The organism is Methylobacterium sp. Leaf87 (assembly GCF_001422775.1).
Taxonomy (GTDB): domain Bacteria; phylum Pseudomonadota; class Alphaproteobacteria; order Rhizobiales; family Beijerinckiaceae; genus Methylobacterium.
The window spans coordinates 187688-213366 of sequence record NZ_LMMI01000059.1 but is presented as its reverse complement, the minus strand read 5'-3'; the positions used below and the strand labels follow the sequence as shown (position 1 = coordinate 213366).

The 25679-nt window shown below is 67.7% G+C and carries 29 protein-coding genes and 1 other RNA gene; 12 read left to right on the top strand and 18 right to left on the bottom strand.

The window, feature by feature from the left end; genetic code table 11:
- Window positions 1-217: 217 nt before the first annotated feature.
- Window positions 218-715: a DUF3016 domain-containing protein gene (locus ASF22_RS20930; protein ID WP_056267918.1), complete on the bottom strand. Its 498-nt coding sequence runs from the start codon at window positions 713-715 to the stop codon at window positions 218-220.
- 2 nt (window positions 716-717) lie between these two features.
- Window positions 718-1239 (bottom strand): DUF2244 domain-containing protein, encoded by a 522-nt coding sequence (locus tag ASF22_RS20925; protein ID WP_056267915.1) that lies wholly within the window; start codon window positions 1237-1239, stop codon window positions 718-720.
- Between the two features lie 20 nt (window positions 1240-1259).
- Here ASF22_RS20925 and nth point away from each other — a divergent pair, with 20 nt between their 5' ends.
- Both nth and purC read left to right on the top strand, forming a co-directional pair.
- Window positions 1260-1994 carry an endonuclease III gene (gene nth, locus ASF22_RS20920; protein WP_082483893.1) on the top strand — a complete coding sequence of 245 codons (735 nt, stop codon included), beginning with the start codon at window positions 1260-1262 and terminating at the stop codon, window positions 1992-1994.
- Between the two features lie 225 nt (window positions 1995-2219).
- Window positions 2220-3014, top strand: a complete 795-nt coding sequence (gene purC, locus ASF22_RS20915; protein ID WP_055955211.1) for a phosphoribosylaminoimidazolesuccinocarboxamide synthase — start codon at window positions 2220-2222, stop codon at window positions 3012-3014.
- 3 nt (window positions 3015-3017) lie between these two features.
- Here purC and ASF22_RS20910 read toward each other — a convergent pair whose 3' ends face one another.
- The 5 genes from ASF22_RS20910 to rpmE form a co-directional block, all read right to left on the bottom strand.
- The gene (locus tag ASF22_RS20910; protein WP_056267913.1) at window positions 3018-4661 is read right to left on the bottom strand and encodes a glycosyltransferase; all 1644 of its coding nucleotides are present in this window, start codon (window positions 4659-4661) and stop codon (window positions 3018-3020) included.
- A 10-nt stretch (window positions 4662-4671) separates the two neighbouring features.
- A complete protein-coding gene (locus tag ASF22_RS20905) occupies window positions 4672-6783 on the bottom strand; it encodes a glycosyltransferase (RefSeq protein ID WP_244474364.1) in 2112 nt (703 codons plus the stop codon).
- Window positions 6758-7402 carry a hypothetical protein gene (locus ASF22_RS20900; protein WP_056267910.1) on the bottom strand — a complete coding sequence of 215 codons (645 nt, stop codon included), beginning with the start codon at window positions 7400-7402 and terminating at the stop codon, window positions 6758-6760. Before ASF22_RS20900 ends, ASF22_RS20905 begins: the two co-directional genes overlap by 26 nt.
- Before the next feature lie 40 nt (window positions 7403-7442).
- Window positions 7443-7964 (bottom strand): invasion associated locus B family protein, encoded by a 522-nt coding sequence (locus ASF22_RS20895; protein ID WP_056176159.1) that lies wholly within the window; start codon window positions 7962-7964, stop codon window positions 7443-7445.
- Between the two features lie 196 nt (window positions 7965-8160).
- Window positions 8161-8415, bottom strand: a complete 255-nt coding sequence (gene rpmE / locus ASF22_RS20890) for a 50S ribosomal protein L31 (protein WP_018045309.1) — start codon at window positions 8413-8415, stop codon at window positions 8161-8163.
- Window positions 8416-8618: 203 nt separating this feature from the next.
- Here rpmE and ASF22_RS20880 point away from each other — a divergent pair, with 203 nt between their 5' ends.
- Together ASF22_RS20880 and ASF22_RS20875 are read left to right on the top strand one after the other, a co-directional pair.
- Window positions 8619-10460, top strand: a complete 1842-nt coding sequence (locus ASF22_RS20880; protein WP_056267905.1) for an ABC transporter transmembrane domain-containing protein — start codon at window positions 8619-8621, stop codon at window positions 10458-10460.
- 8 nt (window positions 10461-10468) lie between these two features.
- The gene (locus tag ASF22_RS20875; protein ID WP_056267902.1) at window positions 10469-11506 is read left to right on the top strand and encodes a D-cysteine desulfhydrase family protein; all 1038 of its coding nucleotides are present in this window, start codon (window positions 10469-10471) and stop codon (window positions 11504-11506) included.
- Here the strand turns inward: ASF22_RS20875 and ASF22_RS20870 are convergent.
- The 7 genes from ASF22_RS20870 to ASF22_RS20845 form a co-directional block, all read right to left on the bottom strand.
- Window positions 11493-12506, bottom strand: a complete 1014-nt coding sequence (locus tag ASF22_RS20870) for a peptidoglycan -binding protein (protein ID WP_056267899.1) — start codon at window positions 12504-12506, stop codon at window positions 11493-11495. The genes ASF22_RS20875 and ASF22_RS20870 overlap by 14 nt on opposite strands.
- Before the next feature lies 1 nt (window position 12507).
- A complete protein-coding gene (locus ASF22_RS20865; protein ID WP_056267897.1) occupies window positions 12508-13467 on the bottom strand; it encodes a MotA/TolQ/ExbB proton channel family protein in 960 nt (319 codons plus the stop codon).
- A gap of 134 nt (window positions 13468-13601) precedes the next feature.
- The gene (locus ASF22_RS20860; protein ID WP_056176143.1) at window positions 13602-14423 is read right to left on the bottom strand and encodes a TIGR00282 family metallophosphoesterase; all 822 of its coding nucleotides are present in this window, start codon (window positions 14421-14423) and stop codon (window positions 13602-13604) included.
- Between the two features lie 10 nt (window positions 14424-14433).
- A complete protein-coding gene (locus tag ASF22_RS20855; protein WP_056267894.1) occupies window positions 14434-15024 on the bottom strand; it encodes a 5-formyltetrahydrofolate cyclo-ligase in 591 nt (196 codons plus the stop codon).
- A non-coding RNA gene (gene ssrS, locus ASF22_RS23500) (6S RNA) lies at window positions 15014-15170 on the bottom strand. The genes ASF22_RS20855 and ssrS overlap by 11 nt, the downstream gene beginning before the upstream one ends.
- 49 nt (window positions 15171-15219) lie before the next feature.
- Window positions 15220-15579: a cell division protein ZapA gene (gene zapA / locus ASF22_RS20850; RefSeq protein ID WP_056267892.1), complete on the bottom strand. Its 360-nt coding sequence runs from the start codon at window positions 15577-15579 to the stop codon at window positions 15220-15222.
- Between the two features lie 10 nt (window positions 15580-15589).
- Window positions 15590-15913 (bottom strand): DUF4164 domain-containing protein, encoded by a 324-nt coding sequence (locus ASF22_RS20845; RefSeq protein ID WP_056267888.1) that lies wholly within the window; start codon window positions 15911-15913, stop codon window positions 15590-15592.
- Between the two features lie 402 nt (window positions 15914-16315).
- Between ASF22_RS20845 and gap the strand changes: the two genes are divergently transcribed.
- The 8 genes from gap (at window position 16316) to ASF22_RS20805 (ending at window position 23608) form a co-directional block, all read left to right on the top strand.
- Window positions 16316-17323, top strand: coding sequence for a type I glyceraldehyde-3-phosphate dehydrogenase (gene gap, locus ASF22_RS20840; protein ID WP_056176130.1), 1008 nt, complete (start codon window positions 16316-16318; stop codon window positions 17321-17323).
- A gap of 56 nt (window positions 17324-17379) precedes the next feature.
- On the top strand, window positions 17380-17829 hold the full coding sequence (locus ASF22_RS20835) for a hypothetical protein (protein ID WP_056267884.1): 450 nt from the start codon (window positions 17380-17382) through the stop codon (window positions 17827-17829).
- Between the two features lie 82 nt (window positions 17830-17911).
- The gene (locus tag ASF22_RS20830) at window positions 17912-19114 is read left to right on the top strand and encodes a phosphoglycerate kinase (RefSeq protein WP_056267881.1); all 1203 of its coding nucleotides are present in this window, start codon (window positions 17912-17914) and stop codon (window positions 19112-19114) included.
- 182 nt (window positions 19115-19296) lie between these two features.
- Window positions 19297-20370 (top strand): class II fructose-bisphosphate aldolase, encoded by a 1074-nt coding sequence (gene fba / locus ASF22_RS20825; RefSeq protein ID WP_056176123.1) that lies wholly within the window; start codon window positions 19297-19299, stop codon window positions 20368-20370.
- A 27-nt stretch (window positions 20371-20397) separates the two neighbouring features.
- Entirely contained in the window at window positions 20398-21057 is a 660-nt protein-coding gene (locus ASF22_RS20820; RefSeq protein WP_056267879.1) for a thiamine phosphate synthase, read from the top strand.
- Between the two features lie 14 nt (window positions 21058-21071).
- The gene (locus ASF22_RS20815) at window positions 21072-22112 is read left to right on the top strand and encodes a tetratricopeptide repeat protein (RefSeq protein WP_244472950.1); all 1041 of its coding nucleotides are present in this window, start codon (window positions 21072-21074) and stop codon (window positions 22110-22112) included.
- A gap of 112 nt (window positions 22113-22224) precedes the next feature.
- On the top strand, window positions 22225-23019 hold the full coding sequence (locus ASF22_RS20810) for an inositol monophosphatase family protein (protein WP_056176116.1): 795 nt from the start codon (window positions 22225-22227) through the stop codon (window positions 23017-23019).
- 43 nt (window positions 23020-23062) lie between these two features.
- On the top strand, window positions 23063-23608 hold the full coding sequence (locus tag ASF22_RS20805) for an adenine phosphoribosyltransferase (RefSeq protein ID WP_056267873.1): 546 nt from the start codon (window positions 23063-23065) through the stop codon (window positions 23606-23608).
- A gap of 114 nt (window positions 23609-23722) precedes the next feature.
- On the opposite strand, the gene purQ is transcribed toward ASF22_RS20805, so the two are convergent.
- The 4 genes from purQ to ASF22_RS20785 all read right to left on the bottom strand — a co-directional run bounded on the left by purQ (window position 23723) and on the right by ASF22_RS20785 (window position 25678).
- The gene (gene purQ, locus ASF22_RS20800) at window positions 23723-24403 is read right to left on the bottom strand and encodes a phosphoribosylformylglycinamidine synthase subunit PurQ (RefSeq protein WP_056176109.1); all 681 of its coding nucleotides are present in this window, start codon (window positions 24401-24403) and stop codon (window positions 23723-23725) included.
- A complete protein-coding gene (purS, locus tag ASF22_RS20795) occupies window positions 24403-24642 on the bottom strand; it encodes a phosphoribosylformylglycinamidine synthase subunit PurS (protein ID WP_056267870.1) in 240 nt (79 codons plus the stop codon). The genes purQ and purS overlap by 1 nt, the downstream gene beginning before the upstream one ends.
- Before the next feature lie 85 nt (window positions 24643-24727).
- Window positions 24728-24967: a hypothetical protein gene (locus ASF22_RS20790; RefSeq protein ID WP_056176103.1), complete on the bottom strand. Its 240-nt coding sequence runs from the start codon at window positions 24965-24967 to the stop codon at window positions 24728-24730.
- Between the two features lie 108 nt (window positions 24968-25075).
- Window positions 25076-25678: an ActR/PrrA/RegA family redox response regulator transcription factor gene (locus ASF22_RS20785; protein ID WP_056176100.1), complete on the bottom strand. Its 603-nt coding sequence runs from the start codon at window positions 25676-25678 to the stop codon at window positions 25076-25078.
- Between the last annotated feature and the right edge of the window lies 1 nt (window position 25679).

The following is a 25679-nucleotide window of genomic DNA, read 5'->3' as shown; positions in this document are numbered from 1 at the left end:
ACATCCGATAACGCCTCCAAGATAACCAGCGCCGCCGCCAAGACCAAAGTCCCGCTGGCCGCCGCCGATGAACAGGCTTCTACGGGCCCATAGCCCAACCGTCAACGGCCAAATGACCGAACGATGCGATTTTCGCGACAGATCAACGACACCCCAGCCAAAGGCCTTCTAAACGTAGGGAAACGCCGTTCCGGTCCGTCATGGCTTCGGGCCGGCATCAGCCCGTGGGTGAACGGCCCTCGACGATGCGCCGCCGAAACCAATCCCGCAGCAGGTCACGCTCGTGGTCGAACGCTCCATTGGCGAAGCGCGATGCCCGCAACAGGAAATTGATGTCCGTCACCGTCTCCTCGGCGGCGGCCAAGCGACGGCGACCTTCTATCAAGACGTAGCGCAGGCGAAACCGCGGCGGAGAAATGTCGCTGACGACGCGTAGGCCGAACGGCACGTTGGCACCCGGCCGTTCGATGCCAGCGAGGTCGATGTCGAGAACGTCGATGGCGAGGGTCCGGCCCGGCGGCAATCCCCATGTCGCGAGCCCCTCGAAAATGCGGCGGATCTCCCCGAGCGTGACCCGCAGTGTGACGCCCGACCCGAAACGGTTCTCCGCATCGGTGTAGCGCTCGGGCTCGATGAAGCGGACAGTGACCTGCGCCGTGGCTGCATTGGTCCAGAGGGTCAAAGCAAGGGTGAGAAGCATCAGGCCGGTGCGCATCGTCAGAACCCCTTCTTCACCTGAGCCAGCGCCCGCGTGAGTTCCTGCGCGATCTCCTCGCGATCGATCGGCGAGACGTCGCGTGCGACAACCACATATTCACGGCGCGACACCAGGGTCAGGGTTTGAAGGCCGTACTCCTCGTCCTCGATCCGGGTCAGCTTCGTCCACAGGGGGTTGAAGCGCCACTCGCGACGCTCGCCCCGATGGGTGACACGGGCCAGCATCACCACGAGGGGCGTGATCATCACTTCCTCGAACGACCGTCCCCGACGGAAGCTTGCCTGGAGGGCAAGGTAGAGGCCGATCATATCGAGGCCGAAGAACCCGGCCACGGGCCAGAATCCGGCCCGGATGCAGGCGATGGAGGTGACAAGGGAGACGAGCCCGCACCCGATCATCACGTTCCGGAAGCCTTGAGGACTCAAGGATTGGTTCGGCCGGATCGTCGCCCGGAACACCGGACGGTCGAAGCTGTCGGGATCGAGGCCGTCAGGGTGCATCGGGATGTTGCCGCTCGCCATGCGGGCAATATAAGGCTCGGATGCGCACCCGACAGACGGCCTCGCCTAAGAACCCCCGAATTGTTGCCGCCCTGGTCGAACCGATCGTCGCAGACGCCGAACCGGTCCGCTCGGTCGTGCCGCCGGATGTGCTTGCGGAAATCTTCGCGCGGTTGCGTGCCGCGGATCCCGAGCCGCGCGCCGAGTTGGTCTTCGGCAACGCCTATACGCTCCTTGTGGCCGTCGTGCTGTCGGCCCAAGCGACGGACAGGAGCGTGAACCTCGCCACCGCCCCGCTCTTCGCCATCGCGGACACACCGGAGAAGATGCTGTCGCTCGGCGAGGAGCGGGTGCGGAATTTCATCCGAACCATCGGGCTGTTCAACACCAAGGCGAAGAACGTCATCGCGTTGTCGCGCATCCTGGTGGAGCGGCATGGCGGTCAGGTGCCGAAATCCCGCGAAGACCTCGAAGTGCTTCCCGGTGTCGGCACAAAGACCGCGAGCGTCGTCCTCAACGTCGCCTTCGGGGTTCCGACCATCGCCGTCGACACGCACATCTTCCGGGTCTCCAACCGCATCCCCCTCGTGATCGCGCCGACGACGGACAAGGTTCAGGCCGGGCTGGAGGCTATCGTGCCGGAGCCCTACCGGCTCAATGCCCATCACTGGCTGATCCTGTTCGGCCGCTACGTCTGCAAGGCACGCAAGCCCGACTGTCCAATCTGCCCCATCGCAGACCTGTGCCGGTATCCAGCGAAGACTGCGGCCCTCTGAGCGCGGCATGTTCCATTCACCGTGCCGCCCGAAACATGGGGCCAGCCCTCCCCCGCGCGGATGGCACCCATCCGGCCAACGCGTTGTGCTGACACGCCGCTTCGGGTAGTTTGCGCCACGGTCGCGGAGGCTTTCGACGAACGATGCGTTTTCACGGCCCGACCGCTTCGGCAGTCACCACGCCGCGGATTCCGCATCGTCTCTCGCTGAAAGAAGCCACGGCCCTTGGACTTCCTCAAACCACGGTACACGCCTATGAACCGCCGCCGTCGCATCTACGAGGGCAAGGCGAAGGTCCTCTACGAGGGTCCGGAGCCGGGAACGCTCATCCAGCATTTCAAGGATGATGCGACCGCCTTCAACGCACAGAAGCACGACGTCATCGACGGCAAGGGCGTGCTGAACAACCGGATTTCCGAGTTCGTCTTCCAGCACCTCAACGACATCGGCGTGCCGACGCACTTCATCCGCCGCCTCAACATGCGCGAGCAGCTGATCCGCGAAGTCGAGATCATCCCCCTAGAAGTGGTGGTGCGCAACGTCGCCGCCGGCTCGCTCGCCACGCGCCTCGGCCTCGAGGAGGGCACACAGCTGCCGCGCTCGATCATCGAGTTCTATTACAAGAACGATGCGCTCAACGATCCGATGGTCTCCGAGGAGCACATCACGGCGTTCGGCTGGGCCACGCCCCAGGAGATCGACGACATCATGGCGCTCGCGATCCGGGTCAACGACTTCTTGTCGGGCCTCTTCCTCGGTGTCGGCATCCGCCTCGTCGACTTCAAGATCGAGACCGGCCGTCTCTGGGAAGGCGACATGATGCGCATCGTCGTGGCCGACGAGATCTCCCCGGATTCGTGCCGCCTGTGGGACATCAAGTCGTCGGACAAGCTCGACAAGGATCGCTTCCGCAAGGATCTCGGCGGTCTGATCGAAGCCTATACCGAAGTCGCCAAGCGTCTCGGCATCATGTCCGAGAACGAGAAGGTGCAGACGGGCGGTCCGCGCCTCGTCCAGTAGCCGTCAGCGCGGCGCGACCGGGCCGGTCATCGGCCAGCCGGATCGCAGCCGCGTGTAGGTGCCGAGATCGGGGTCGAACCCGGAATGATAATGGGGGTCCTGCGCCAGCAGCGGCCCCCATCGCTTTTTGAAGGCCGTGACCTCGCGTTCATGCCGTGCCCTGGCCTCGGGCGTCCAGCGGCGGCTCGCCGCTTCGTCGTGGATCAGGATCGCGCCGCCGACGTAGAGGGTGCGGTAACCGGCCTCGTTCAAACGCAGGCACAGGTCGACATCGTTGAAATCAACCGCGAAGGCGGCGGCGTCGAAACCGTCGACGGCTGCGAATTTTCGCGCCTCGATCACAAGGCAGGCCGCCGTCACCGCTGACACCGCACGGGTGGCGAGCAAGCCGGACAAATAGCCCGGAGCGTCCCCGGAAAAGTACCGATGCGCGTGGGTGACGAGGCCGCCGGGGCCGAGAATCACACCGCCGTGCTGGATGCGCCCGCGCCCGTCGATGAGCCGTGCACCGACGGCGCCGATCTCTGGCCGCAGGGCCTCGCGAACCATTCGGTCGAGCCAGGTCGGATCGGTGACGGTCACGTCGTTGTTGACGAAGGCGAGAACCCGCCCCTTTGCGACGGCCGCCGCCCGGTTGTTCATGGCCGCGAAATCGAACGGGCCGGGACACGGTACGACACGGATGACGCCTCCGGCTGCGAGATCGCCGAGATAGACCATGGTTTCTGGATCGCGACTGTCATTGTCACACACCAGGATCTCGCGGTCCGGCCAGTCGGTGCGATGGATCAGGCTGTCGAGGCAGGGTCTCAGGAGATCGAGGCGGTCGCGGGTCGGGACGATGAGGCTTACGCTCGGTACCGGGTCGGGTAGTGAGCGCCAGAGGGTGATGACGCCGTCCTCGTCCATCCGCGTCGCGACATCGCCCTCCCCCGCGCGCACGAGATCTCGGCGGACAATCGCGAGGCGGCCGGCGCGGCGGCTCCGCCCCCCCTCCCCTGCCGCAACCGCCGCGCCAATGGACAGGATCTGCGGGAGATGGCCGATACTGTCGGAGCCGAACCGTCCAGCGAGGCGCAGCAGAGCATCGAGAGCCGGCGCTTCGGGATCGAGATCGATGATGCCGCCGATCGCGTCCAGGGCAGTGCGGCGCACGGCGACGACGGGGCCGATGTAATCCACCGCCCTCAGATACTCTGCATCGAAGGCAGGCCGAAGGAGGGGCATAATCCTGGACCCCGACACGTCGAGGGCATCGCCATAGAGGGCAACACGGTGCGGATGCGCCGCGAAGGTGCGAACCAAACGTTCTTGGGAGCCCGACACCAGAGTGTGGCCGGGGGTGGTGAGAACGACGAGGTCCCTCTCTTCGATCACCGGCACGACCTCGCTCAGGAGATTGGCGATGCGCCGGTCCCGCCGCGTCAGCCAGAGTTTCCGGTGATCGAGCCCCAGCAGCGCGGCCCGGGCTTGTGCAGCACGGACGCGTTTGCCCATGAGCCGCGCCTTCGCGATGGCGAGGGTGGCGCTGGGGTGCTGCGCGAGGATCGCGACGGCCATGCGAAGGCGCGCGAGGAAGCCCGGACGGATGCGGTGGGCGAACAGCAGGGCATCGCGGTGCTCGTCGGTCAGGGGACACTCTCCCACCGGGGCGCCGTCATTCGAGATCCTCGCCGAAGGTCGTGAGCGACAGACCCGGATGATAGAACGGGTCGTGCCGGATGGTGTCCCGCCAGCGCGCGACGAAGCGATCGGCCTCAGCCTCGAACCGGGCGCGGGCCGGGCCGATGGATGGCCCGCGGCTCGTGGATTCGAGATGGGCGAGGACGGCGTGGGGCGTCCAGACGGTCTTGTAACCCGCTGCGTTCAGGCGAAGACACAGGTCGACGTCATTGAAGTCGATGGGAAACGTTTCGGCATCGAGGCCGCCGACCGCGTCGAATTTGCGCTTCTCCACGGCGAGACATGCGGCGGTGACGGCCGAGACCTCGTGGGCGACCCGCAGCTGTCCGAGATGCCCGGGGCTGTCCGAGGGGCGCCGGCGCAGGATATGTCCGGCGCGCCCGCCGAGGCCGACGACGACGCCGGCATGCTGGAGGGTGCCGTCGGCGTAGAGCAGCTTCGCCCCGACGGCACCCACCTCCGGCCGGCAGGCCTGCCGGACAAGCGCGTCGAGCCAGTCGTCGCGCAGAACCGCAATATCGTTGTTCAGCAGGACGACGACCGAGCCCCGCGCCGCCGCGACCCCCGCATTGGTCATGGCGGAGAAGTCGAACGGAGCCGACCAGTCGAGGATCCTGACACGCGGATCACGTCGCAGACGCTCGTAGTAGGCGTGGACGTCCGCGTCGATGGAGCCGTTGTCGACGATGACGAGTTCGATCGCCGGATAGGCGGTGGCGCCGAGAACCCCGTCGGCGGCGATACGGATCAAGTCGAGCCGGTCTCGCGAAGGAACGACCACGCTGACGAGCGGGGCGGGCTCGGGAAGGGGCCAGAGCAGATCGGCGATGGCTGGATCGACACGCGGGCGCGACGGAACTTCGACCGCCATCAGATTTTCCTCGAGGCGTTCGGTGTGCCGCGCCGTGGAATCGTTGGCGGGCCCGCGAAGAAGGACCCGCGGCACGTGGGCGACACGCGCAGGCAACACCGTCGCCGCGGCACGAACGCCGAGATCGATCCGGCAATCCTCGGGCGCGCCGAGGGGCAGATCCAGCAGCTGCGCCAGGAGTACACCCTTATGGAGTGTGAAGCCGGCATAACCCTGCGCCAGAGCGAGATCGGGACTCCAGTCTGGTTTCAGCCGCGGGCATAACAGGGCATCGCCGGTTTCCTCGTCGGCGTAAGCCATCTCGCCGCCATCGGGCGATGCCAGAGCTCTGGCGAGGAGCGCGAGGGCCTCCGGCTGCAGGCATTCCCCAGGGCTGAGAACCCCGACACAGCCCATCTCATCGGCGACGAGATTCCGAAGGGTTCCGCCCGCGGGCCATTGCACGTGGGTTACCCGGGGATCGGTCGCCGCGTCCACATCCGGTCCGTCGACCCAGGCGACGACCGCGCGCCAATCGGCTCCGACCTGGGCGGCGAGGCAGCGCAGGGTCTCGGCGACCCGGGCGTGATCGGCGTGCCGCGCCGGAAGGATCAGGCAGACCGGCAATGCCGAGGTGCCGACTGGGAGGACGGCGTTTCCCCTTCGCCGCGACTCGGCCCAGACGTCGTAGCGCGCCCGGGGTGTCGCGCCACAAGTACCGCGGAGGATGTCCCGAAAGCGGCGCTCGTCACCACGCATCGCATTGTAGAGGGCCGCCGCGGCACGCAATGGACGCTTGCCGAGGCACTCGGCCGTCACGCTCAGATGCGTGCGTAGGCCGACCCGCTCCAGCACGAACTCCGTGCGAGGATCGATGGCGAGGTGAAGATCGGTACAATCCTGCGGCAGGTAACCGAGCCAGGACGCCGCCCCGAGCGCTGACCCCGGCAAGACAAAGTCTTCGTACCGGGCTGGTCCGCGGATAAGGCGGAGCAGGGGCCGGAGCGGGCGCGCCACCGCCCGCTCGCGGTAGGTCAGCACGATCCAGCATCCGCGCGGCGACCCATGCAGGCGCAGGCGCAGGCGCCGACCGAAGACCGGATCATCCTGGGGCTCGAGGGTGAAGGCCGCGGCACGGCCGAGCCATCCACCGCGCGGCGGCGTGGTGCCGTCCCGTGCGCTCAGGAGCCGTGCCCTGGCGGCGGAGTGCTCATTCGGCCGTCGCCGGAACAGCAACCGGCGCCTCGGAGGTCGCCAGCGGCGGCGCCGGCTTGCGCTTGGCCGGCGCGCGTTGAGGCGTCCCACCCCCGAGACGAACCTCGATGTCGTAATCACCCGTCTGGGCGACGGGCACCATCAGGTCGTCCTCGATGATGGAAAACAGACCCTGTGCCTCACCCGGCGGGACGATGACGGAGACGCGGCGGGCGCGGGAGACGATCGTCTTGCCCGAGGATTTGAGGGAGACCGTCAGCGGTGCCTCGAACCGGCCCGGCGCCCCGGCGGGGCCGAGGAGCACGTGGCCCTCGATACCGACCTTCACACGGATCGAGCCGTCCTGGAGCCGGTTGCATTCGCGGGCGAGGCGCCCGAGCGTGGTCTGGCTTCGCAATCCGGCGCTGCCCGTCGCACTGGGGGGATTGCGCAGGGCCGCGCCGCCTTCGGGCACATCCACCGTCGGGCAATAGGCCTCGTCGAGGGGCGCGGGCTGCGAGGGCGGAACGGTGGTACCGCCGTACTTGAACAGGTTCGAGAAGGCGTTGCCTTCCTGTGCCCCGGCCCCGTCCGCGGCGACGAGAACCGGAAGACCTACGATCAGGAGTCGCAGAGCGATCTGGCTGGCATGCTTCGACATGATCCGTTCCCGATTGGTGCCGGCGGACTGCCCGGTCCCGTTACTTCAGGCTCTCGAAACCTTGGCCGAACCCCTTCATGGAGAGGGGAATGCCGACGCCCTCCTCCGGGGTCTGGAACACGATGAATGTCGCCTGGGCACCGGCGTTGAACTGCTTGATCAGGCCTTCGTCCATCACGACCTCGGCGACGCAGCCCGTGGTGAGGCAGCGCACGAACCCGGCGCGGCCGACATCGGTCTTGTCGATCTTGAGCCCGAGGCCGGACGGCAGAAGCACGCCGAGCGGCGCCACCACCCGGAGCAGGTAGCCACGATTGTCGGCCGTCTTCAGAACGATCACCACGAGGGTCAGATTGGGGCGGTCCTCGGCGGCGAGATACTGCACCATGGCGCATTGCTCGGCTTTCGCGCCGGCCGGCGTCTCGCAGCGCAACTGCCAGTCCCCGAAGGTGTTGCGGACCATGCCCTGAGCGGCGGCGGGAAAGGCGGGCACAGCGCCCAGGAAACCGGCCGCCAGGGCGAAGCCGAACCAGCGGGCGACGGCACCTTCGCGTCGCAGCATTGCTCGAAACTCCACGCGCCAAACCCTTTCGTGCCGCGTCGGGCGCGGCGAAATCCCGGGGCGTTGGGACCATGCGGACGCCGCATCTGTCAAGCGATGACCGTGCCGCGAGGCTCTCCAAACGCGAACAGGCGGCGCCACCGCGCCGCCTGTTCGATCATTCCGGACCTGACCGAGATCGGTCGGCCGATGAACGTTACTTCTTGCCGAACGACAGCGCGCCGAAACGCGAGTTGAAGCGCGAGACACGACCACCACGATCGAGCATCTTCTGCTCGCCACCGGTCCAGGCCGGGTGCGTGTTCGGATCGATGTCGAGGTTGAGGGTGTCCCCCTCCTTGCCGTAGGTCGACCGGGTCATGTAGTCGGACCCGTCGGTCATCACGACCTTGATGAAATGATAGTCGGGATGCTCGGTACCCTTGGCCTTGTCGGCCGCACTCTTTGCCATGACGAATCCTTGAAGTGCCACGCCGACCGGCTCGTCTGGCGGCCCGCGGCCATAGATCACGCGCAATCGGATGAAGGCGCGCCTATACCCCAGGCGTCGCCGCTGGACAAGCGCGCCGTCCCGGGCAATCGCAAGGCCGTCGAATTCCAAGTCCAGAGCAGCGACGTCCAGACAACCGGCGTCCCCAACACCGACGAGGCATGATGGCACGCGGTTCGAAGAAGAAGGCATCCGCCGAGGGACGGCCCAGGGCGCCCCTCGGCTCCCTGCGTCCGCTGGTCCCGTTCGCGGCCGTCTATCGCGGGCGCATCCTCGCCGCGTTCCTGTCCCTGCTGATGGCCTCGCTGGCGACCCTGGTGGTTCCCCTGGCGCTGCGCCGGGTCATCGATCACGGGTTCTCGCCGGAAGGTCAGAGCGTCATCAACGCTTATTTCGGCGGTCTCATCGGCGTCGTCGCCGTTTTAGCGATGTCGAGCGCCGCCCGGTACTACACCGTGGTCACGCTGGGCGAGCGTGTCGTCGCAGATCTGCGAAGCGCCGTGTTCCGCCGCCTCACCGAACTCGATCCGGCCTTCTTCGACCGGTCTCTCTCGGGTGAGATCATCTCACGGCTCACCGCCGATGCCACGCAGGTGAAGGCGGTGTTCGGCGTCAGCATCTCCATCCTGCTGCGCAACGCGTTCCTGTTCACCGGCGCCATCGCCATGATGGTGATCACAAGCCCGAAGCTCTCGATCCTCGTTCTCGTGGCGATCCCCCTCATCGTGTTCCCGCTGATCCTGTCGGGACGCGGCGTGCGTCGTCGCTCGCGCGCTGCGCAGGACCGGCTCGCCGATGCCTCGGCCTACGCCTCCGAGGCGGTGAGCGCGATCCGGACCATGCAGGCCTTCGGCATGGGTCGCTCCGCAGCCGCACGCTTCGCCGAAGCTTCGGAGAACGCGTACGGCGCGGCCCGCAGTTCGATTCAGGCCCGCGCGCTTCTCACGGGGGTCGCCATCTTCCTCATCTCAGCGAGCGTCGTCGGGGTGATGTGGTACGGCGCGCAAGGCGTCCTCGCGGGCACCATGACGGCGGGTCAACTCTCGCAGTTCGTGCTCTACGCGGTGTTCGGCGCGAGCGCTTTGGGCCAGCTGTCGGAAGTCTACGGTGAACTCGCCCAGGCGGCCGGTGCTGCGGAGCGCCTCGGCGAAATCCTGGCGGCCAAGCCGGCCATCGAAGCGCCGGCGGACCCCGTCGCCCTTCCGACCCCGCCGCGCGGCGAGGTCGCCTTCGAGGCCATCCGCTTCCTCTACCCGACCCGACCCGAGCATCCGTCGCTCGACGGAATCAGCTTTACCATCGCCCCCGGCGAACGCGTCGCCCTCGTGGGGCCCTCGGGGGCCGGCAAGACCACGGTGCTGCAACTGCTCCTGCGGTTCTACGACCCCCAGAGCGGCACGATCCGCGTCGACGGCATCGACATCACACGCACCGACCCGGATGCCCTGCGCGAACGCCTGTCCCTCGTCCCCCAGGATCCGACCGTGTTCTCAGGCTCGGTCCTGGAGAACATTCGCTACGGCCGTCCGGACGCGACGGAAGCGCAAGTCCAGCGCGCCGCCGAACTCGCCCATGCCGACGGGTTCATCCGCGCCCTGCCCCAGGGCTACGCCACCACGGTCGGCGAGCGCGGCGTCACCCTCTCGGGCGGCCAGCGCCAGCGCGTCGCCATTGCCCGGGCCATTCTCAAGGATGCTCCGATCCTGCTCTTGGACGAAGCGACTTCGGCACTGGACGCCGAGAGCGAGCGGGCCGTGCAGACCGCACTGGACACCCTCATGCGCGGGCGTACCACCCTCGTCATCGCGCACCGCCTCGCCACCATCCGGGCAGCGGACCGCATCCTCGTCCTCGACGGCGGAAGAATCGTCGAATCGGGCACCCATGAGACCCTGCTCGCGCGCGGTGCGCTCTACGCCCAACTCGCCGCCCTCCAGTTCACCGACGCCTTCGAGGATACCGCCCGCAGCCGCGAGCCGCGCCGCGAAGCGCTGCCGGCCGAGTAGGACTCGCCATGGACCTGTCGCGGTTCCCCCGTCTGCCGCTCCTCGACCTGCCGAGCCCCATCGAGCCACTGGACGGGCTCGCCCGCCATCTCGGCGATGGTCTCGCCGGGGTGCGCCTTTGGGTGAAGCGCGACGACCTCGCGCGGTTCGGGCTCGGCGGCAACAAGCTGCGCAAGCTGGAATACCTTCTCGGCGCGGCCCGGGCCGAGGGCGCCGACACGGTGATCACCGTCGGGGCGATTCAGTCGAACCACGCCCGCCTCACGGCAGCCGCGGCGGCCCGGGCGGGTTTCGCCTGCGAACTGTTCCTGACCCGGAGCGTACCGCGCACGGACGACGCCTATGCGCACAATGGTAACCGCCTCCTCGACGACCTGTTCGGCGCGACGGTGCACGAGCTCGCCGCCGGAGGCGATGCCCTGGCGTTGGCGGAACGGCGCGCCGATGAGCTCCGCGCAGCGGGGCGCCGCGTCTATGTCTTCCCCTCGGGCGGATCCAGTCCCATCGGCTGCCTGGGTTATGCGGCCTGTGCCGGTGAAATTTTCGCCCAGGCGGACGCAATGGGCCTGTCACTGAACCAGATCATCGTTCCCAACGGCAGCTGCGGCACCCACGCAGGCCTCGCCGCCGGCCTACGGGCGGACGGGCACGACCCGCGTCTCGCCAAGTCCTACGCGGTGCTGGAAACGGGTGAGCGAGCCGGGGCGATCACCCTCGACAAGGCCAACGCGACTTTGGCAATTCTGGCGCCCGGCCTGATGTTGACATCCGACGACATCGTCATCGACGGCGCGCATCGCGGGCCGGGCTACGGTATCCCCACGGCCGGCATGCTGGAAGCGGTCCGGCTCCTGGCCCGCACGGAAGGCCTGCTCCTCGACCCCGTCTACAGCGGCAAGGCGTTCGCCGGTCTGCTCCACGACGTTCGCGGAGGCCTTTACCCATCGGGAGCGAACGTGCTGTTCGTGATGACGGGCGGCGTACCGGGCCTGTTTGCCTACCCGGACGTGCTCACCGGACAGGTTGAGCAAACTACCGCTCCGTGAGTTTCATCTCGATTCGGCGGTTGCGCCCGTAGGCCTCCTCGGTCGTTCCCGAATCGAGGGGCTGGAACTCGCCGAAGGCACCGGCGAGGAGGTGCTGGGGCGGGACGCCCTTGGCCGCCATGGCCTGCACCACCGCGATGGCGCGGGCCGCCGAGAGGGACCAGTTCGACGGGAACTGGGCGCTGGCGATGGGCCGGGCGTCCGTGTGTCCGTCGACCCGCAGCACCCACGGGATATCGGCGGGGATCTGCCGGGAAAGTTCCAGAATCGCACCGGCGATGCGGTCGAGTTCCGGTCCCGCCTCGGGCTTCAGAGTGGCGGATCCGGCCGGGAACAGAACCTCGGATTGCAGAACGAAGCGGTCGCCGACGACGCGGATATCCGTGCGTGTGCCGAGGATCTGGCGCAGACGGCCAAAGAAATCCGATCGGTAGCGAGCGAGTTCCTGCACTTTCTGAGCGAGGGCCACGTTGAGGCGACTGCCGAGATCGGCGATGCGGGCTTGGCTCTCCTTGTCGCGATTCTCGGAGGCCGCGAGGGCATCCTCCAAGGCGGCGAGCTGCCGGCGCATCGCCGCGATCTGTTCGTTCAGCAGATCGATCTGGGTGGCGGCGCGGGCCGAGCCCGCCCTCTCGGCAGCGAGTTGCCGGTCGACGTCGCCCTGCTTGGCGCTGGCGCCCTGGCCCGATTCGGCCTGAGACCGGAAGCGGTCCCGCTCGGCCTCGGCGCCGAGCAACGTATTGCGCAGCGAAGAGGCGGTGGCCTCCTGCGCCTTGCGGGTCGAGCGTTCCAGGGCGAGGAGATCCGTGAGGTCGGCGATCTGGCGGTTGAGGCGAGTCAGCACCGAATCGCGGCCGGTGATCTCCTGCGACAGGAAGAATTGGCCGACGACGAAGATGGTCAGCAGGAAGACGACGGCGAGCAGCAGGGTCGCGAGGGCATCGACGTAGCCCGGCCAGACGTTGAGGGACCGGTCGCGCCGTGTGCGGAGCGAGGCCATCTCAGCTGCGCTCGCGGCCGAGGCGGTCGAGAACCTGCTTCAGTTCACGCTCGCGGGTGGCCTGCGCCTCGACCCAGTCGCGGATCATCTGCTGCTCGGCCCGCATGTGCTGAACGAGGCCCTGGATGCCTTCGGCGAGGTTGGTCATCGCCTGTGTCGCCACCCGGCCGTTGGCGCCCTCGGCGATGACAGCCGTGAGGCGGTCTACCGCTTCCTGCAGTTCACGGGCGGAGGCCGGCTCCCGGGCTTTCGTCGGCGCGACCGCCACGGTCTCGCCGGAAACGAGCCAATCCTCGAGTTCGTTGTGGAAACGGGCATGCGCCTGTCCCGCCTGAAGATCCAGGAACCCGGTGACGAGGGAGCTCGCGAGGCCGAACAGGGAGGCGGAGAAGGCGAGGCCGATGCCCGACAGCGGCACGGCGAGCCCATTCTTGAGCTCGTCGAACATCGCCGCCGCCTCGCCGCCGCCGCGCATGGTCTTGATGACAGAGCCCACGGCGCTGAGCGTGTCGATGAGGCCCCAGAATGTTCCAAGCAGGCCCAGCAGGATGAGGAGCCCGGCGACGTAGCGCAGGATCTCGCGGCCCTCGTCGAGGCGCGCCGCCACGGTATCGAGGAAGGCGCGGGTGCCGGGCAGCGTGATCCCGTCCCGTCGGGCGGCCAGCGCGGACGCAAGCGGCGCCAGCAAAGACGGCGCCTTCGTGGGCGTTTCGCCGGCCGCCACGACGTTGACGTAGGCGACCTCGCGATAGAGCCGGATCACCTGCCCGAAGGCGAGCAGGACGGCGATGAACAGAACGCCGAGGATCAGGCCGTTCAGGCCCGGATTGGCGAGGAAGGCCGGGGTGATCTGCCGGAACAGAACGAAAGCGAGAAAGCCCACGAGGGCGAGGAACACCAACATCCGCACGAGGTAGATGCCGGGCTTGGCGAGCGTCGCGGTCGCGGGAGGGGTCGCCATCGGCTCGGACACTCTTCACGCAAAGACTTAAGTGCCTGCTCGACCGAGCGGACACTGGGCCAATCCCGGCCGCACATTGGCTGTAGGTCGAGCGTCGATCAACCCGCCTGCGGTGAACATCCCCCGTTGGCGAGCTAATCCCAGCCGCGCGGCCAGGTTTCCTCGAGGTGCGGCCCGAGGCGCACGGGCCAGACGCCCGTGGCGAGGCCGGTGCGGTCGTCCGTCTCCACCGCGATGCCGCACAGGGTCCCCTCCCCGTGCGCAGCCTCCAAGCGCGCGCCCGGCGTCTTTTGGAGGAAGCGGCGCAGAGGTTCGTCCTTCTGCATGCCGAGGATCGAATCGTAGTCGCCGCACATGCCCGCGTCCGAGAGGTAGGCGGTGCCACCGGGCAGGATGCGGTGGTCGGACGTCGGGGTATGGGTGTGAGTGCCGACCACCAGGCTGGCACGGCCGTCGAGGAAATACCCGAAGGCCTGCTTCTCGCTCGTCGCCTCGGCGTGGACATCGACGATGACCGCATCGGCGACCTCACCAAGCGGACAAGCGGTAAGTTCGCGCTCGGCCGCCGCGAACGGATCGTCGAGGGCGTCCATATAGATGCGGCCCATGACGTTGAGGACGAGGACCCGGGCGCCCTTGGCCGTCTCGACCACGGTGGCACCGCGCCCCGGCGTGCCGGGCGGGTAGTTCGCCGGGCGCACGAGGCGCGACTGCCGGGCGATGAAGACGAGGGCCTCGCGCTGATCGAACGAATGATTGCCGAGGGTCACGGCATCGGCACCGGCCTGGAGCAACTCGTCGCAGATGGCCTCGGTGAGGCCGAAGCCCCCTGCGGCGTTCTCGCCGTTGATCACGACGCAATCGAGACGCCAGCGTTCCCGGAGTTTCGGCAGGCGGTCGGTGATCACGTGGCGGCCGGGCCGGCCGACCACGTCGCCGAGGAAGAGAAGACGCATCGCTTGTTCGTCAGGCTCGTTTCAGCGGGACCGGGCCCGCTTCGGTGATGAGATGATCGAGGGGCTGATCGTGCGATTCGGCAGGGACCTCGTCCACCGCCTGCACGGAAAACGCGATCCCGATGGTCAGCACCGGTCCGTTTCGCCCGAGGCGCGCGATGGCCTGATCGTAATAGCCGCGCCCGTAGCCGATTCGGTGCCCGCGCGTGTCATAGGCGGCAAGCGGCACGATGAGCGCGGTGGGATCGAGGGGCGGCAGGCTGTCGTCCGGTTCGCTCAGGCCGAAGCCGCCACGCACCAGGGCGTCACCGGCGCGCCATTCACGGAAGACGAGGCCGTCGGGTGTCACTTTCGGCAGAGCGACCCGCTGGCCGCGCGCGAACAGGCGCTCCATGAGCGGTCGGGGATCGACCTCGCTGCGGATCGGCCAAAAACCTCCGACGATGGGGGCTTCGGCAAGGCCATCGATGCGCATCACGGCATCGGCAATCGCCCGGGCACCGGCACGCCGCACCTCAGGATCGAGGGCATCGCGCCGCCCGAGGGCCGCTTGGCGAAGGGACGCTTTCAAGGAAGCGTGCGAGTGAGAGTGCGGAGCCACATGAGCCGTTGGAGTGTCGATCCCGGGAAACCTACAGTGTAGGTGGGCGCCGTGTTGGCCGAGTCCAGGGACAGGGCCAGGGACAGCTCCCTGGGGAGTCGATAAGGCCCCGGGGAAAGTTCTCCTGACGAACGCGGCAGCCCCGCAAAACCTATGTAGCGTCGGCCAATGGCTGGCGCCAGGGGCATGGTGGCGTCAACCAGCCGAAAGCGTCTTTGCCAAATGCTCGATCCGCTCGGCGCAACGGCCGAGGCCGACGGCGATGCGGGTCTCCTCCGCGGCACGGGTCGCATCGGCGGTCTCCACCTGGGCGCGCAGGCCGGTGGTCTCGGCCTCCAAGGCGGCGAGCCGACGCCGCGTCTCGTCGAGCTCATCGGCTTGCAACAGCGCCGCCATGACGTGCAGGCGCATGTCGCCGATCTCGCCGAACGACGCCCGCAAACCGGTGATGCGCCCGTCGAGCTCCGTCGCGAGGGCGGTGAGATGCGGCTCCTCGCCCTCGGCGCAGGCCATACGGTAATTCTTGCCATCGATGGTGACGTTGATCTGGGGCATCGAATCCAGGCTAGCGCGCGGGGGAGGATGGGACCAGTACGCCCTCGACGGCGGCGATGGCCCGGCCGAGGCGATGCCCGACGTCGTCGGAGGCGGCCTCCACCGCGGCGAGACGGGCGCTGGCGGCATCGAGCTCCGCGCCCAGGCGAGCACGGTCTTCTCCCATGATGGCGAGTTCGGTTTCGAGGTCGCTGGGATCACGCTCGGCCTCGAACCGCTGCCCCACGGCCGCCTCCAGGCGGGCCAAGGCAGTCTCGAGCCGCGACAGGGCGTCGTCGATGGCCTCACTCACGAAACGCGTCTCCCAAAGCTCCGCATCGGTCTGCAACCACATGCGACACGCCCCGATACCATCCCGATACCATGACGTGCGCCGCGCGGCACAGCTAGCATCCGGCTCGGGAATGGAGTCGAATGACAAACAGGCTCCCGTGCCTGTGCGCGCAATGCCCGCAAGGCCCGACCGACCTTTGCCGGGCAGATCGAGCATGGTAGAGACCGGCCGCCCGCCAAACCGGATACAGCATTCCGTGACAAGTTCAGGCCCCTCGCGCGCATCGTCCGGTTCCCGGATGATCCCGAATGGCCGGATGGCGGTCGCAATTCATCGTGCGTTCAAACTGGATTCGCACAGAGCGAGCGATAAATCGGGGCTTGTCCTTCGGGCCGGCCGCTTCGATCTCCATGCTGGAGGGCGCCGCAGGGTCGGTGTCCGTTTAACGGAAGGGTTCACGCCGTGTCGGTGAAGGTAGCCATCAACGGGTTCGGACGTATCGGTCGCAACGTTCTGCGCGCCATCCACGAGGCCGGTCGCAAGGACATCGAGGTGGTGGCCATCAACGATCTCGGCCCCGTCGAGACCAACGCCCACCTCCTGCGCTTCGATTCGATCCACGGCCGCTTCAACGCCAAGGTCGAGGTGGATGGCGAGTTCATCGTCGTCGACGGCAACCGCATCCGGGTCACCGCCGTGCGCAATCCGGCGGAGCTGCCTCATCGTGAGCTCGGCGTCGATATCGCCCTCGAATGCACGGGCATCTTCACCTCGAAGGACAAGGCGAAGGCCCACCTGGATGCAGGCGCCAAGCGCGTCATCGTCTCTGCTCCCGCAGATGGCGCCGACCTCACGGTCGTCTACGGCATCAACCACCAGGCGCTCACCGCCGATCACCTCGTGATCTCCAACGCTTCGTGCACCACCAACTGCCTCGTGCCGGTGGCCAAAGTGCTGAACGATCTCATCGGGATCGAGCGCGGCTTCATGACCACGATCCATTCCTACACCAACGATCAGCCGTCCCTCGATCAGATGCATAAGGACCTCTACCGGGCCCGCGCCGCCGCCCTGTCGATGATCCCGACCTCCACGGGCGCGGCCAAGGCCGTCGGCCTCGTGCTGCCGGAGCTGAAGGGCAAGCTCGACGGAACTTCGATCCGCGTGCCGACCCCGAACGTTTCGGCCGTGGACCTCGTGTTCACCGCCAAGCGCGCCACCACCGTGGATGAGATCAACGGCGCCATCCGGGCTGCGGCCGACGGCCCGCTCAAGGGCGTGCTTGCCTACACGGACCAGCCCAACGTCTCCATCGACTTCAACCACGATCCCCACTCGTCGACCTTCCACCTCGACCAGACGAAGGTGATGGACGGCACCTTCGTGCGGATTCTCGCTTGGTACGACAACGAGTGGGGCTTCTCGAATCGCATGGCCGACACGGCCGTGGCCATGGGCAAGCTGCTCTGATCCGTGCGGACTGACGGATCGTCCGCTCCTTGAAGAAACACGATGGTGTGCCCGAGATGACAGAGACCTCCCCCACCGGACGCGACTTCATCCCAGGCACACCTCCGGCCGGGCCGTCGGTGGCCCCGCCCCAGCCCCAGGCGTCCACGCCGGTCGTCGTGGGCAAGACCGAGACGCTGTCTCCAACCGCGGCTCCGGGTGGCGATCAGCTTGCCCGCATCGAGGACAAGTGCGCCCGTATCGAGGACAAATACGCTCGCTCGGAGGCGCTGCTGTCGCGTGTCGAGGAAAAGATCGAAGGCGCTGCCGCGCGCATGAACGAGGCCGCCCGACAGACCGATCTCGCCGCCCTGCGCAGCGAAGTCCGCGCCATCGGCGACCGAACCCGGGGTCTGCCGGGTTCCGGCGCCCTGGTGTTGACGGCGATCATCACGGCGGTGCTGACCGTAGCGCTCACCATCGCCGCCCAGCGCTTCCACCTCGACGCACTCATTCCGCCGCGCTGACCCTCGAATCGCCGCCCAATTCCTGCCCGCGAGACCAAGACCTACTCGCGGGACGCCGGTACTTTCCGAGACCAAGGCCCCGATGAACGCTTTCCGTACCCTCGACGATGCCGGCGCCCTGAACGGCAAACGCGTTCTCCTTCGCGTGGACGTCAATGTGCCTATGGAGAACGGTCGCGTCACCGATGCGACCCGGATCGAGCGCATCGTCCCGACGATCCGGGAGATCGTCGACAAGGGCGGGCGCGTGGTGCTGCTGGCGCATTTCGGCCGTCCCAAGGGCAAGCCGGTTGCGAGCGAATCCCTGAAGCCCGTGGTCGCGACCATCGCCGCGCACCTCGGCCGGCCGGTGGCTTTCGCCGAAGATTGCGTCGGCCCCGCCGCCGCCGAGGCCGTCGGTGCCCTGAAGGACGGCCAGGTGCTTCTCCTCGAGAACACCCGCTTCCATGCCGGCGAAGAGCAGAACGATCCGGCCTTCGTTGCCGAACTCGCGGCCAACGGCGACCTCTACGTCAACGAGGCGTTCTCGGCGGCGCACCGCGCCCACGCCTCCACGGAGGGGCTCGCCCACGTTCTGCCGGCTTATGCCGGGCGCCTGATGCAGGCGGAACTCGATGCCCTGACCAAGGGTCTCGAAGCGCCGACCCGGCCGGTCATCGCCCTCGTGGGCGGCGCCAAGGTGTCGTCGAAGATCGACCTGCTTCAGAACCTCGTCGCCAAGGTCGACATGCTGGTCATCGGCGGCGGCATGGCCAACACCTTCCTGCACGCGCAAGGCCTCGGGGTCGGCAAGTCCCTCTGCGAAAAGGATCTCGCCGAGACCGCCCTTCGCATCGTCGAGGCCGCCAAGGCTGCGAACTGCCGCATCGTCCTGCCGGTGGATGCCGTCGTGGCCAGCGAGTTCAGGGCCAACGCGGCGCACGAGACCGTCGCCGTCGATTCGGTGCCCGAGGCGGGCATGATCCTCGACGCCGGCCCCAGAACGGTCGCCGAGATCAACGCGGCCATCGACACCGCCGCGACCCTGGTTTGGAACGGCCCGCTCGGCGCTTTCGAGTTGTCCCCCTTCGACGCCGCCACCGTGGCGGCGGCCCGTCACGCGGCGGAGCGGACCACGGCCGGCAAGCTGGTCTCCGTGGCGGGCGGCGGCGACACCGTGGCGGCCCTGAACCACGCGGGCGTGCGCGAGACCTTCTCGTACGTCTCGACGGCCGGTGGCGCCTTTCTCGAATGGCTGGAAGGCAAGGAATTGCCCGGCGTCGAGGCCCTGCGCATCAGAGCTTGAGCGTCCGCCCACGTGGTCGTGACGGTTCCGACCGGCTTTATCCCGGCGAAACGATCGACAAGGCCGATTACGGTTGCAGTCGCGCCGTTCTGGCTTGAGAAGACGACGAATTCTGAAGGAAGGCGCTATCCGGCGCGTCTGAGCGAACTGCCCCGACGGCGGTCGAAATCGAGGAGAAACCCATGGCCCGCATCACCCTGAGGCAGCTCCTCGACCATGCCGCCGAGTACGAGTACGGCGTGCCGGCGTTCAACCTGAACAACATGGAGCAGGGTCTCGCCATCATGGCGGCGGCGGACGCCACCGATTCGCCGGTCATCCTCCAGGCAAGCAAGGGGGCGCGCGCCTACGCCAACGACATCGTGCTCGCCAAGCTCATCGACGGTCTCGTCGAGGTCTATCCGCACATCCCCGTCTGCATGCACCTCGACCACGGCAGCGACGAGGCCACCTGCGCCACGGCGATCCAGTACGGCTTCACCTCGGTGATGATGGACGGATCCCTCAAGGCCGACGGAAAGACGCCGGCCGACTACGCCTACAATGTCGAGATCACCCGCAACGTCACCAGGATGGCCCATTGGGCCGGCGTCTCGGTCGAGGGCGAACTCGGCGTGCTCGGCTCCCTGGAGAGCGGCGAAGGCGAGGCCGAGGACGGACACGGCGCCGAAGGCGTGCTGAGCCACGACCAGCTTCTCACCGACCCGGACGAGGCCGTTAAGTTCGTCGAGGCCACCAAGGTCGACGCCCTCGCCGTCGCCATGGGCACCTCGCACGGCGCCTACAAGTTCACGAGGCAGCCCGACGGCGACGTGCTCGCCATGAACGTGATCGAGGAGATCCATCGGCGCCTGCCCACCACACACTTGGTGATGCACGGCTCCTCCTCGGTGCCGCAGGACCTGCAGGACATCATCAACCAGTACGGCGGCCAGATGAAGCCGACCTGGGGCGTGCCCGTCGAGGAAATCCAGCGCGGCATCAAGCACGGCGTGCGCAAGATCAACATCGACACCGACAACCGCATGGCGATGACCGGTCAGATCCGGAAAATCCTGGCCGAGAACAAGGCCGAGTTCGACCCGCGCAAGTACCTCAAGCCGGCCATGGAGGCGATGACGAAGCTCTGCCGCCAGCGCTTCGAAGAGTTCGGTACCGCCGGTCAGGGCTCGAAGATTCGCCCGATCTCCGTCGCCAACATGGCCAAGCGCTACGCCGACGGCTCCCTCGATCCGAAGATCGGCGCGGCACGCTGAGCGCCCGACGCTTCCTGAAGGATCCCTATGGCCGAGCCCCGTACCCGCCTCGCCCTCCTCACCCCGCACCGTATCGAGGCGGGTGACGCCGACGTCCTCGCGGCAGCCCTGACAGCCGCGTGCGCCGCCGGCGACGTCGCGGCCGTGATCCTGCGCCTCGCTCCCGCCGATGAGCGCAGCCTCGTCAACCTCGTCAAGCGTCTCGCCCCCGCGGCGCAGGGCACGGGTGCGGCCTTGGTCGTTGCCTGCACCGGTTTCCCGGGCGATCTGGTGAGCGTCTCGGCGCGTGGCGGCGCCGATGGAGTCCATCTCGACAAGCCGAAGGATGGAACCCTGGCGGACCTGCGCGGACGCCTCGACGCCGGGCGCATCCTCGGGGCTGGTGGCCACGAGCAGAAACACGCGGCCATGGAGGCCGGAGAGGCCGGCGTCGACTACGTGATGTTCGGCGGCCTGTACGCCGACGGGATCGCGCCAGAAGCGGCCACGATCCTCGACCGGACGACGTGGTGGACGGAGATCTTCGAAACGCCCTGCATCGCCGTCGCCCACGAAGTCGGGGAGGTGGCGGCCCTCGCCGCGACGGGCGCGGAATTCCTCGGACTCGAAAGCGCCCTGTGGATGGGCAACGACGCGGACGTGGCCGCGATCCAGGCGATGGTGAACGCCGCGGGGTCGGCTTCGTGAGAAGTGCCGCCCGTTTGCTTGCGTCGGTCCTGGCGTTGGCCGGCCCCGGAAGCGCGCTGGCACAGTCGCCCCAGCCGGTGATGCCCATCGTCCCGGGGGCGAACGCGCAGGCACCGGTCCCGAAACCGGCGTCGAAGGAAGTCTTCACAGCGCCGCTGAAGGAATTGCCGACGCCCTATACGCCCGGCGTGATGGGTGCGAACCCGCCGACGTCGAACAAGGAAACCGATGTCGCGTTCGGTGCCTATCAGCGCGGCCAGTACACCACCGCCCTCCGCGAGGCGACGAAGCGGCTCTCGGCCAATTCGAGGGACGCGGCGGCGATGACGCTGCTCGGCGAACTCAACAACCAGGGCCTGGGCATCAAGCAGGACCCGGTGAAGGCCGCCGAGTGGTACCGTCTGGCCGCGGCCCAGGGCGATGTCCACGCCATGGCGTCCCTCGGTCTCATGTCCATCGATGGACGCGGGGGCCCCAAGGACCTTAAGGCCGGTCGGCGCTGGCTCGAACAGGCTTCGGACAAGGGTGACGCCACCGCCTCTTACAATCTGGCGCTGATCCTGCTCGGCTCGGGCACGGAGGCCGATCAAGCCAAGGCCGCGACCCTGTTCCGCAAGGCGGCCAACGGCGAGATCAGCGCCGCCCAGCACGGCCTCGGCGTCCTTTATCTTCAGGGCCGCGGGGTCGCGAAAGACCCGGCGCAGGCAGCCGAACTGTTCCGCCGGGCGGCCGACAACGGCGATCTCGCCGGCGAGGTCGAGTTCGCCATCCTGCTGTTCAACGGGACCGGCATCGCCAAGGACGAGGGCCGCGCCGCCCGCTACTTCCTCCATGCCGCCTCGCGCGGCAACGCCATCGCGCAGAACCGGATCGCACGCCTCTACGCCAACGGTCGCGGCGTACCGAAGAACCTCGTGGAGGCAGCGGCCTGGAACCTGGCCGCCGCGGCGCAGGGGCTCTCGGACGCATGGCTCGACCAGACCCTGACGGGACTCAGCCCCGAGGAGCGCACCCGGGCCGAGCAGATGGCGTCCGAACGCGCCAACGTGAAGTAGGCGCATCCCGCCCGTGCTCCGACGGGGATGAGGCCGACGCCAAACGTGCTATGGCCCCCTCAGACCTCTCGCGTCTCCGACGCTCTTTGAATCGACCCGGACCCTTCAAGCGATGATCAGCTCACCCCTCATGACCGTCATGGTCGATGCCGTCCGCAAGGCCGCCCGCGGCCTCAAGCGCGACTACGGCGAGATCGAGAACCTTCAAGTCTCGCGCAAGGGACCGGGCAACTTCGTCTCGGCGGCCGATCGCAAGGCTGAGGAAGTCCTGCGCGACGCTCTGATGAAGGCCCGGCCCGGCTACGGCCTCGTGCTCGAGGAGTCCGGCATCGTCGAGGGCGCCGACAAGAGCCACACCTGGCACGTCGACCCCCTCGACGGCACCACCAACTTCCTGCACGGCATCCCGCATTTCGCGATTTCCGTGGGCTTGGAGCGCGAGGGCCAGATCGTCGCCGGCGTGATCTACGATCCAGCAAAGGACGAGTTGTTCGTGGCCGAACGCGGCAAGGGCGCCTACCTCAACAACCGCCGGCTGCGCGTCTCGGGCCGTGTCGACATGGCCGATGCCCTCGTGGCCTACGGCTCACCCTACCTTGGGCGCGGCGATCATCCGAAGCTCCTGCGCGAGGTGGCGGCCGTGATGGCCGTGAGCGGGGGCATCCGCCGGTTCGGCTCGGCGGCTCTCGATCTCGCCTACGTCGCCTGCGGCCGCTCGGACCTGTACTGGGAGCGCGACCTGCAGACCTGGGACATCGCGGCCGGCATCATCCTGGTGCGCGAGGCCGGCGGCTTCGTCTCCAGCGCCGATGGCGGCGCCGAGCCCCTCGCCGCGCGTTCGGTGGCCGCCGGCAACGAGAACCTGCATGGGGATCTCGTGAAGCTCCTGCGCCGCGCCAACGCCTGAAACCCACGCCCACTCATCATCGAACTCGACGAAGGCCGCCGCCATGGATTCCCGCCGCCATATCGCGCTGAAAGAGTCGATCCGCTCGATTCCGGACTACCCGAAGCCCGGTATCGTGTTTCGCGACATCACCACGCTATTGAGCGATCCGCGTGCCTTCCGTCGGGCGGTCGATGCCCTCGTGCATCCCTTCGCGGGCGGCCGGATCGATCAGGTCGCCGGCATCGAGGCGCGCGGGTTCATCCTTGGTGGCGCAGTGGCGCACCAGCTTTCGTCGGGCTTCGTACCGATCCGCAAGAAAGGCAAGCTGCCCCACAAGACCGTGTCGATCGCCTATGCCCTCGAATACGGCACCGACGAAATGGAAATCCACGTCGATGCGATCAAGCCGGGCGACCGGGTGCTTCTGGTGGACGATCTCATCGCCACCGGCGGGACGGCCTGCGCGGCGGTGAACCTGCTTCGTCAGATCGGTGCCGAGGTCGTGGCCGCCTGCTTCGTCATCGATCTGCCCGAGATCGGTGGGGCGCAGAAACTGCGAAATCTCGACGTCCCGGTGCGGACGTTGATGGAGTTCGACGGGCACTAGGTCCGTAAGACGCACGGTCCTGCAAGAGGGAATGCCTTCGCTGCGCGGAGGTCGTCTCCCTCGACCTCCCGCTCCGCGACCGCCCTCCCCGACACAGAGGGAGGGTCGAAGGCCCTATGCAGCCAAGCTCGCGAACAGGCCGCGCCCGTCCGTGCCGCCGACGAGATCTTCGACGAAGTTCTCCGGGTGCGGCATCAGCCCGAGTACGTTGAGCTTCTCGGAATAAATGCCCGCGATGGAATTAAGCGAGCCGTTGCGATTGGCATCCACCGTCAGCGCGCCCGACGCGTCGCAGTAGCGGAACGCCACGCGGCCATCGCCTTCGAGGCGCACGATGGTGTCGGGATCCGCGAAGTAGTTGCCCTCGCCGTGCGCCACGCACACGTCGATGACCTGATCTTTGGTGTAGGCCGTGGTGAAGCGGGTATCGGCGCGCTCGACGCGCAGGAGCTGCCGGTGGCAGATGAAGCGCCGGTCGACGTTGCGCATGAGGACGCCGGGCAGCAGACCCGACTCGCACAGAATCTGGAAGCCGTTGCAAATGCCCAGCACCAAGCCGCCGCGCGCCGCGTGCGCGCGCACGGCATCCATGGCCGCCGCGCGGCCCGCGATGGCGCCGCAGCGCAGGTAGTCGCCGTAGGAAAAGCCGCCCGGCAGGACGGCGAGGTCAGTGCCCGCCGGCAGTTCGGTGTCGGCATGCCAGACCTTGACCACTTCGGCCCCGGCCTGAGTCAGGGCACGGGCGACATCCGCGTCACGGTTGGAGCCCGGAAAGACGATGACGGCGGCGCGCATCAGGCGATCTCGATCGCGTAGTTCTCGACCACGGTGTTGGCCAGGAGCTTCTCGCAGGCGGCCTTGAGGGTGGCCTCGGCTGCGGCGCGGTCACCGCCCGCGAGTTCGACGTCGAAGACCTTGCCCTGGCGCACACCGTCGACGCCGGACAGGCCGAACGACGTCAGCGCCGCCTCGATCGCCTTGCCCTGCGGATCGAGCACGCCGGTCTTCAGGGTGACGGTGATGCGTGCTTTCATGGGGTCGAACTCGGCTGCGCGTGGCGGGGCGTCCCCGCGATAATCGGGAAACGCCGCCCTGGCAACGCGGAGGGACCCTGCTCGTCTAGCGGCGCTGTACGGCGGGGGCGGCGCGCAGGGGTTCGATGCTGATGGCCCGACGCCAGAGCTGCAACATCACCCAAGCGGCGAAGAGGCTGAAGACGGCCATCAGCACGTGGCCGACGGTGTCGCCGAGTTCGAAGATGCCCGCCAGCGCCCAGCCGGCCGCAATGGCGACGGCGAAGACTTCCGTGCCCACCAGCACCATCATGCTGACGATCGTGATGAGGTTGCGCGTGTTCACTGGCGTGGCATCCCGATTGTCGTTCCGTGACCGCGCGATCCCGTTGCGCGGGGGTCGAGGGAAGTAGCGCGATCTGGTCGGACCACGCAACTTCGCCCCTTCCCGTCGTCAGCGCGGCGCGCGTTTGGCCAGGATGCGCTGCAGGGTGCGGCGATGCATGTTGAGGCGACGCGCCGTTTCCGAGACGTTGCGGCTGCACAGCTCGTAGACCCGCTGGATGTGCTCCCAGCGCACCCGGTCGGCCGACATCGGGTTCTCCGGCGGATCGGCGCGCTCGCCCGGCTGTGCCATGAGGGTGCCGTGGATCTCGTCGGCATCCGCGGGCTTGGCGAGATAGTCGAACGCGCCGAGCTTCACCGCCGTGACCGCCGTGGCGATGTTGCCGTAGCCCGTAAGAATCACGCCGCGGGCCTCCGGGCGACGCTCCTTGAGACGGGCGATGACGTCGAGGCCGTTCCCATCGCCGAGACGCATGTCGATGACCGCGAAGGCCGGCGCCCGCGCATCCACCATCGAGACCCCCTCGGCCACGCTCTCGGCGACGTGGACCTCGTAGCCGCGCATCTCCATGGCGCGGGCGAGGCGGGTCGAGAACGGTTTGTCGTCATCGACGATTAGCAGGCTACGATCGGTGAAAGCGGCCAGCGGATCGTTATCGCCAAGTTGCATGATATCGGCGCCAGGCGCCGTTGTACCGGTCTGCGTCTGCATT

Bases quoted from the DNA above. Each gene is read 5' to 3' on its own strand.
- ASF22_RS20930 (WP_056267918.1), bottom strand. From the start codon at position 715: ATGCGCACCGGCCTGATGCTTCTCACCCTTGCTTTGACCCTCTGGACC.
- ASF22_RS20925 (WP_056267915.1), bottom strand. From the start codon at position 1,239: ATGGCGAGCGGCAACATCCCGATGCACCCTGACGGCCTCGATCCCGAC.
- nth (WP_082483893.1), top strand. From the start codon at position 1,260: ATGCGCACCCGACAGACGGCCTCGCCTAAGAACCCCCGAATTGTTGCC.
- ASF22_RS20900 (WP_056267910.1), bottom strand. From the start codon at position 7,402: ATGTCGAAGCATGCCAGCCAGATCGCTCTGCGACTCCTGATCGTAGGT.
- ASF22_RS20895 (WP_056176159.1), bottom strand. From the start codon at position 7,964: ATGCTGCGACGCGAAGGTGCCGTCGCCCGCTGGTTCGGCTTCGCCCTG.
- rpmE (WP_018045309.1), bottom strand. From the start codon at position 8,415: ATGGCAAAGAGTGCGGCCGACAAGGCCAAGGGTACCGAGCATCCCGAC.
- ASF22_RS20880 (WP_056267905.1), top strand. From the start codon at position 8,619: ATGGCACGCGGTTCGAAGAAGAAGGCATCCGCCGAGGGACGGCCCAGG.
- ASF22_RS20875 (WP_056267902.1), top strand. From the start codon at position 10,469: ATGGACCTGTCGCGGTTCCCCCGTCTGCCGCTCCTCGACCTGCCGAGC.
- ASF22_RS20870 (WP_056267899.1), bottom strand. From the start codon at position 12,506: ATGGCCTCGCTCCGCACACGGCGCGACCGGTCCCTCAACGTCTGGCCG.
- ASF22_RS20865 (WP_056267897.1), bottom strand. From the start codon at position 13,467: ATGGCGACCCCTCCCGCGACCGCGACGCTCGCCAAGCCCGGCATCTAC.
- ASF22_RS20860 (WP_056176143.1), bottom strand. From the start codon at position 14,423: ATGCGTCTTCTCTTCCTCGGCGACGTGGTCGGCCGGCCCGGCCGCCAC.
- zapA (WP_056267892.1), bottom strand. From the start codon at position 15,579: ATGCCCCAGATCAACGTCACCATCGATGGCAAGAATTACCGTATGGCC.
- ASF22_RS20845 (WP_056267888.1), bottom strand. From the start codon at position 15,913: ATGTGGTTGCAGACCGATGCGGAGCTTTGGGAGACGCGTTTCGTGAGT.
- ASF22_RS20835 (WP_056267884.1), top strand. From the start codon at position 17,380: ATGACAGAGACCTCCCCCACCGGACGCGACTTCATCCCAGGCACACCT.
- ASF22_RS20830 (WP_056267881.1), top strand. From the start codon at position 17,912: ATGAACGCTTTCCGTACCCTCGACGATGCCGGCGCCCTGAACGGCAAA.
- fba (WP_056176123.1), top strand. From the start codon at position 19,297: ATGGCCCGCATCACCCTGAGGCAGCTCCTCGACCATGCCGCCGAGTAC.
- ASF22_RS20820 (WP_056267879.1), top strand. From the start codon at position 20,398: ATGGCCGAGCCCCGTACCCGCCTCGCCCTCCTCACCCCGCACCGTATC.
- ASF22_RS20810 (WP_056176116.1), top strand. From the start codon at position 22,225: ATGATCAGCTCACCCCTCATGACCGTCATGGTCGATGCCGTCCGCAAG.
- ASF22_RS20805 (WP_056267873.1), top strand. From the start codon at position 23,063: ATGGATTCCCGCCGCCATATCGCGCTGAAAGAGTCGATCCGCTCGATT.
- purQ (WP_056176109.1), bottom strand. From the start codon at position 24,403: ATGCGCGCCGCCGTCATCGTCTTTCCGGGCTCCAACCGTGACGCGGAT.
- purS (WP_056267870.1), bottom strand. From the start codon at position 24,642: ATGAAAGCACGCATCACCGTCACCCTGAAGACCGGCGTGCTCGATCCG.
- ASF22_RS20785 (WP_056176100.1), bottom strand. From the start codon at position 25,678: ATGCAGACGCAGACCGGTACAACGGCGCCTGGCGCCGATATCATGCAA.